Here is a 6,223-nt window from a genome sequence, read left to right on the forward strand (position 1 = left end):
TTAAATAAAGAAAAACCAAAAACTGATAAATATCAATTTTTGGTTTTTACACCCTATAGAGTGCCGAATAACCGATCGCCTGCATCTCCCAGACCTGGTAAAATATATCCGTCTTCGTTTAATTTTTCATCTAAAGAAGCCGTATAAATATCGACATCAGGATGAGCTTCTTGTAATGCTTTTACCCCTTCTGGTGCCGCAACTAAACAAACAAATTTTATAGACGAGCCGCCACGTTTTTTCAATGAATCAATAGCTGCAATAGCTGATCCACCTGTAGCTAACATGGGGTCTACAACAAATAATTGACGTTCTTTGATATCAGAAGGCAATTTCACAAAATACTCAACGGGTTCAAAAGTTTCATGATCACGATACATTCCCACGTGACCTACTTTAGCTGCCGGGATTAAATCCAACATGCCGTCTACCATGCCTAAACCAGCACGTAAAATAGGAATAATAGCCACTTTTTTTCCTGCAATTTCTTTTTGAACACTTTTAACTAAAGGTGTTTCTATTTCAACATCTTGTAACGGCATATCTCTTGATACTTCATATGCCATTAAGCGGGCGATTTCGTTAACCACTTCTCTAAAAACCTTTGTTCCTGTATTTTTGTCTCTAATAATAGTTAACTTATGTTGGATTAATGGGTGATCCATTACTTCAAGTTTTGCCATTTTTTTGCCCCCTTGGAAATTTTCATTCAAACATATTGATTATACTGGAATATTCATCTTTTATCAGAAAAATAAATAAATTCTCATCTATTATTTTACTCGTTGTGTTTTTTTATTACAACCAGAAGCCCTTATCAAAAAGAAACAGCCCTTATTCTTTTCTTGCTGAGTAAAATCAGTAGTAAAAAAGGATTCTCAATCTATCGCATACAAGGGTCTGTCGGTTGTTAAACGTCTGACTTCCAGCTTGATTTCATCCAGCTTTTCATTATCATCTTTAGCTTCCAATGTTGCCACAATTAATATTGCCACTTTTTTAGAATCTGCTGCGTCAAAATGACGAGTTGTGATGGCCGGAGTACCAATTCTGATACCACTAGTTTTCATAGGGCTCAGTTCTTCAAAAGGAATAGTGTTTTTATTTACGGTTATCCCTACTTCATCTAATAATTTTTCAGCTTTCTTGCCATTCAACTCAAAGCCTCGCACATCCAACAACAATAAATGATTATCTGTCCCACCACTGATCAAACGTGCTTTTGATTGGTTGAACACTTCCACCATGGCTTGGGCATTTTCTACTATTTGTTGTGCGTACGTTGTAAAATCAGGTTGCATAGCTTCTTTCAAAGCTACAGCTTTACCGGCAATGATGTGTTCTAATGGCCCACCTTGAATTCCTGGAAAAATAGCACTATTCAATTTCTTCGCAAATTTTTCTTTTGCTAATATCATTCCGCCACGTGGACCACGCAATGTTTTATGGGTAGTCGTCGTAACTACATCCGCATAAGGAACTGGATTCTGATGCACTCCTGTCGCGACTAAGCCAGCAATATGAGCCATGTCTACCATAAAATAAGCGCCTACTTCATCAGCTATTTCGCGGAATTTCTTAAAATCAATGGCTCGTGGATAAGCACTTGCTCCTGCAATAATTAATTTCGGTTTGTGTTGAACAGCTAATTCCCTTACCTTATCATAATCAATTTGTTCAGATTCTTGATCTACGCCATATGGCACAAAATGATACGTTTTTCCACTGAAATTTACAGGCGATCCATGTGTCAAGTGACCTCCATGGGTCAAATCCATTCCTAAAACAATATCTCCAGGTTCCAACAAAGCATTATACGCAGCCATATTTGCACTAGAACCAGAATGTGGTTGAACATTTGCATACTCTGCATTAAATAATTTTTTTGCTCGTTCGATTGCTAGATTTTCAATAACATCTATGTACTCACAGCCGCCATAATACCTTTTACCAGGATATCCTTCAGCATACTTATTCGTCAAAATGCTTCCTTGTGCAGACAATACTGCTTGCGAAACAAAATTTTCTGATGCAATCAATTCAATATTCTGTTCTTGGCGCTGCTTTTCTTGTTCAATTGCGTCAAATATTTCTTTATCCCATTGATGATTTTCCATTATCAGCCACATCCTTTATTTCTATACCAATCTTTTTTTGATTTTCACAACAGTCGTCTACCCGATTTTATTAAACGGCTTTCTGCTTCTACATATTTTCTATTTTTGTCTCCTGTCTGTCAAGCAGAACCAAACAAAATAAACATAAAAAAAGCTAGTAAACGTCTTCAAATGAGACGGAAGCAGGTGTTCTTACTCCTGCTTCCGCATACTATAAATGCAGTGTTTTTATTTTTTTGTGCTCTCTGCTTGAATGAGAAAAGCTCATTAACAGAGAATCCTTACAATAGAAAAGAAGTTTTTTACACATGATTCTTATAATACTGATTAGCTGCTGCTTTTTTCAGCCGATTCATGTACGCTATTCCAAGTCCTGTTTCAGGATAAGGCTCAGCTAATATAATACTAGCTTCTGTCTTCTCAAAGTGTCTTAACCCCGCATACATTCTGTGTGAAGCGGTTTGGATATTGCCTTCTTCCCCCAATGAAAAGCTTTCTATTGTCGGGTCTGAAAAAGCAGCTACAATACTCTCATTTGCCATTAAGCCAACTTTTTCTCCAAGAGATTGGTAGTGCTTGATCGCACTTTCCCATAGTTGTTGGCTGCCATCGACAATTATGACGGGCTCATTAGGAGAGTAATGTTTGTATTTCATTCCTGGCGCTTTAGGCGTTTCCTCACTAGAAACTAAATGTTGATCTACACTGACGAAACCGATCACTTCTTCTAATTCAGTTTTTGAAATGCCGCCTGGTCGAAGAATGGTAGGATTTTCAGGATCTGTAATGTCTAAAACGGTTGATTCCAGGCCCACACCAGTCTCTCCATCATCTAGAATCCCCGCAATTTTCCCCTTTAAATCATGATACACATGCATAGCAGTTGTTGGACTCGGTTTTCCAGATGTGTTTGCACTGGGACCCACTAAGGGTGTGTCCGCTTCTTTTATAAGCTCCAACGTTGCTTCATTATTTGGCATACGGATCGCTACACTGTCTAAACCTGCAGTAACTGTATTGGCAAAAACACTTTCTTTGACTTTAAAGATAAGTGTCAATGGTCCGGGCCAAAATTGATCCATTAACGTTTCTGCTACTGCCGGGATTTCTTTCACGTAATTCTGGACATCTTCTTTTGAAGCTATATGAACGATTAAAGGATTATCACTAGGACGTCCTTTTGCCTGATACACTTTTTGTACCGCTTGTTCATTTTTAGCATCTGCTCCTAATCCATATACTGTCTCAGTAGGAAAAGAAATCAATTCGCCTTTTTTAATCCATGCAGCTGCTTCCTTTATTTCTGATAGATGAAAAAGTTTTGTTTCCACAATTATTTCCTTCTTTCTATTGAACGATCACCCAATTTTAAGTTTGTACAAACAACAGACGGTCATGTCCGCTCAAATCCTTTTCTACTCGAACAAGGCTATTCGGAAAAGCTTGTTCAAAGAGTTCTTTTACTTTCTGTCCTTGCTTGTAACCAATCTCTAAGTAAATTTGTCCATTTGGCAATAACAGTTGCGGCAATTCTGTTGCTAAGCGCTGATAAATCAATAGACCTTTATTCTCAGCAAATAACGCCATCGGAGGCTCATAATCCAACACACTTTGATCCATAACGTCTTTTTCATCCTCACCAATATAAGGAGGATTTGAAAGAATAACATCAAACTTTTCAGATTCTACAGGATGAGTGAGATCCCCTTCTCTAAATCGAACGGATACTTTATTGGTCTCTGCATTTTCTTTCGCTACAGCTAGAGCTTTCGCTGATAGATCTGTTGCTGTGACTTCATATTGAGGACGTTCTTTTTTTATCGTTATGGCGATAGCTCCAGTGCCTGTTCCGATATCCAATACTTTTAAAGAGCTTTTCTGCTTGGTCTGCTGAAGAAAACGGTCAACGATTTCTTCTGTTTCAGGGCGAGGAATGAGCGTATTGTGCGTAACTTTAAACTTTAACCCATAAAACCATTCATAACCTAGTATATGTTGAAGAGGTCTTCCTCCGCCATACTCTGCAATATCTGCTAATAATTGACGTTTAACATCAGAAGGCATCTCTTCGTGCAAATGCAATACAAAATTTGTTCGTGTCCAATTCTGACGCTCCATCAATAAACGTTCTGCCGCAATCCCTTCTTTTCCACTGCTCTCTAAAAAAGAAGAAGCCCATTTCAGGACTTCTCTATACGTTGAATTAGTATTCATTATTCTTCATCTGCTCCATTTTTGAAGTTTGGTCGAACAGAACTAAAGCATCGACTACTTCATCTAACTTACCAGATAGAATTTGATCTAATTTTTGGATCGTTAACCCAATTCTGTGATCAGTGATGCGGTTTTGCGGAAAATTGTATGTTCTGATTCGTTCTGAACGGTCACCTGTTCCTACAGCCAATTTACGTTCAGCATCATACTCACTTTGAGCTTCGCTTTGTAATTGATCGTAAACACGTGCTCGCAATACTTTCATCGCTTTTTCTCTATTTTTGATTTGAGAACGTTCATCTTGCATCGCAACAGCAATACCAGTTGGAATATGAGTTAACCGAACTGCAGAGGCCGTTTTATTAACATGCTGTCCACCAGCACCACTGGCATGATAAATATCTGTTCGAATATCGTTATCAGCAATGTCTAACTCTACTTCTTCCGCTTCCGGCATAACAACTACAGTAGCCGTAGACGTGTGGATTCGTCCTTGAGATTCTGTTTGTGGTACACGTTGCACACGGTGCGCTCCATTTTCAAATTTCAATTTTGAATATACGTTGGTCCCTGTGATCATAAACGTAATCTCTTTGTACCCGCCAATACCTGTAATGTTGGCATTCAATACTTCTGTTTTCCAACCTTGTGCTTCAGCATAACGTTGATACATGTTAAACAAGTCTCCGGCAAATAATTGAGCTTCATCTCCTCCAGCTGCTCCACGAATTTCCATGATAATATTCTTGTCATCATTTTCATCTTTTGGCAGCATCAGGATTTTGATTTTTTCTTCATACTCTTCTTTTTCTGCTTTTAAGCTGGACAATTCTTCTTTAGCCATCTCTGCCATTTCAGCATCGATTTTTTCTCCAAGAATTTCTTCTGTTTCTTTGATCTCTTCTTGAATCTCTTTATATCGTTTATAAGTCGTAACTGTCTCGCGAATACTACCTTCTTCTTTAGACAGTTTCATAAAACGTTTGGTGTCCGTAATGACTTCCGGATCACTTAACAATTCATTCAGTTCTTCGTAGCGACCAATAACGCTTTCTAACTGATCAAACATTTAAATTCCTCTTTTCTGCTTTCATCATTCAGTAATTGGGGGGTGATGGTAATGTTTGCGACAAACAGGGAAATAGGCTTCATTTCCACCAATTTGGATTTGTTCCCCTGTATAAACAGGGACACCATCTACAACGCGCATATTCATTGTGGCTTTTTTATGACAATACCAGCAAATAGTTTTCATTTCTTCGATCTTATCTGCGTAAAGCAATAAGTATTTTGAGCCTTCAAACAATTCATTTTGAAAATCATTTTTCAATCCGAATGCCATAACCGGGATATTCAAATTATCCACAATTTGAGTCAATTGGATAATGTGTTCTTTTGTTAAAAATTGTGCTTCATCTAATAATACACAAGCTGGTTCAAAATCCAATTCTTCTATCACAGTAAGAATATCGGTCTCTTCAAAAATAGCTACGCCGTTTCTTCGTAAACCAATTCGGCTGGAAACCACGCCGATCTCATCACGATTATCAATACCGCTTGTCATAATGATAACAGGTTTATTTTGTTCTTCATAATTATGCGCGACTTTTAATATTTCAATTGTCTTTCCACTATTCATTGCACCGTACTTAAAAAATAACTGAGCCATCCGATAATATCCTCATTTCTCTCCTAAGAATCCTTTAAAATTATACTGTAAATTCTATTAAAGTACAAGGCAGGATATGGAAAAGACAATTATCTGTATCGTTCGAACGTGATAATGTCCTAAGTAGGTCGAAGCATAAAATGTCCCAAAATGATAAAATAAAATCATGAAAAGGATAATACTAACGATGAATGAAGATAAGAAATATAAAGTAATAAAAGCT

Annotated in this window: 6 protein-coding genes; all 6 read right to left on the reverse strand. The window is 37.5% G+C overall.

The window, feature by feature from the left end; all coding sequences use genetic code 11:
- Window positions 1–53: 53 nt before the first annotated feature.
- Window positions 54–683, reverse strand: a complete 630-nt coding sequence (upp, locus tag ACEN4I_RS08115) for a uracil phosphoribosyltransferase (RefSeq protein ID WP_407096522.1) — start codon at window positions 681–683, stop codon at window positions 54–56.
- A gap of 195 nt (window positions 684–878) precedes the next feature.
- On the reverse strand, window positions 879–2,117 hold the full coding sequence (glyA, locus tag ACEN4I_RS08120; protein ID WP_407096523.1) for a serine hydroxymethyltransferase: 1,239 nt from the start codon (window positions 2,115–2,117) through the stop codon (window positions 879–881).
- Window positions 2,118–2,419: 302 nt separating this feature from the next.
- A complete protein-coding gene (locus ACEN4I_RS08125; RefSeq protein WP_407096524.1) occupies window positions 2,420–3,448 on the reverse strand; it encodes an L-threonylcarbamoyladenylate synthase in 1,029 nt (342 codons plus the stop codon).
- 37 nt (window positions 3,449–3,485) lie between these two features.
- Window positions 3,486–4,331: a peptide chain release factor N(5)-glutamine methyltransferase gene (gene prmC / locus ACEN4I_RS08130; RefSeq protein WP_407096525.1), complete on the reverse strand. Its 846-nt coding sequence runs from the start codon at window positions 4,329–4,331 to the stop codon at window positions 3,486–3,488.
- Window positions 4,321–5,400 (reverse strand): peptide chain release factor 1, encoded by a 1,080-nt coding sequence (prfA, locus tag ACEN4I_RS08135; RefSeq protein WP_407102709.1) that lies wholly within the window; start codon window positions 5,398–5,400, stop codon window positions 4,321–4,323. The genes prmC and prfA overlap by 11 nt, the downstream gene beginning before the upstream one ends.
- Before the next feature lie 24 nt (window positions 5,401–5,424).
- Complete coding sequence (locus tag ACEN4I_RS08140; protein WP_407096527.1) at window positions 5,425–6,000, reverse strand: thymidine kinase; 576 nt, start codon at window positions 5,998–6,000, stop codon at window positions 5,425–5,427.
- Window positions 6,001–6,223: the final 223 nt, after the last annotated feature.

Source organism: Desemzia sp. FAM 23990 (assembly GCF_045528485.1).
Lineage (GTDB): Bacteria > Bacillota > Bacilli > Lactobacillales > Carnobacteriaceae > Desemzia.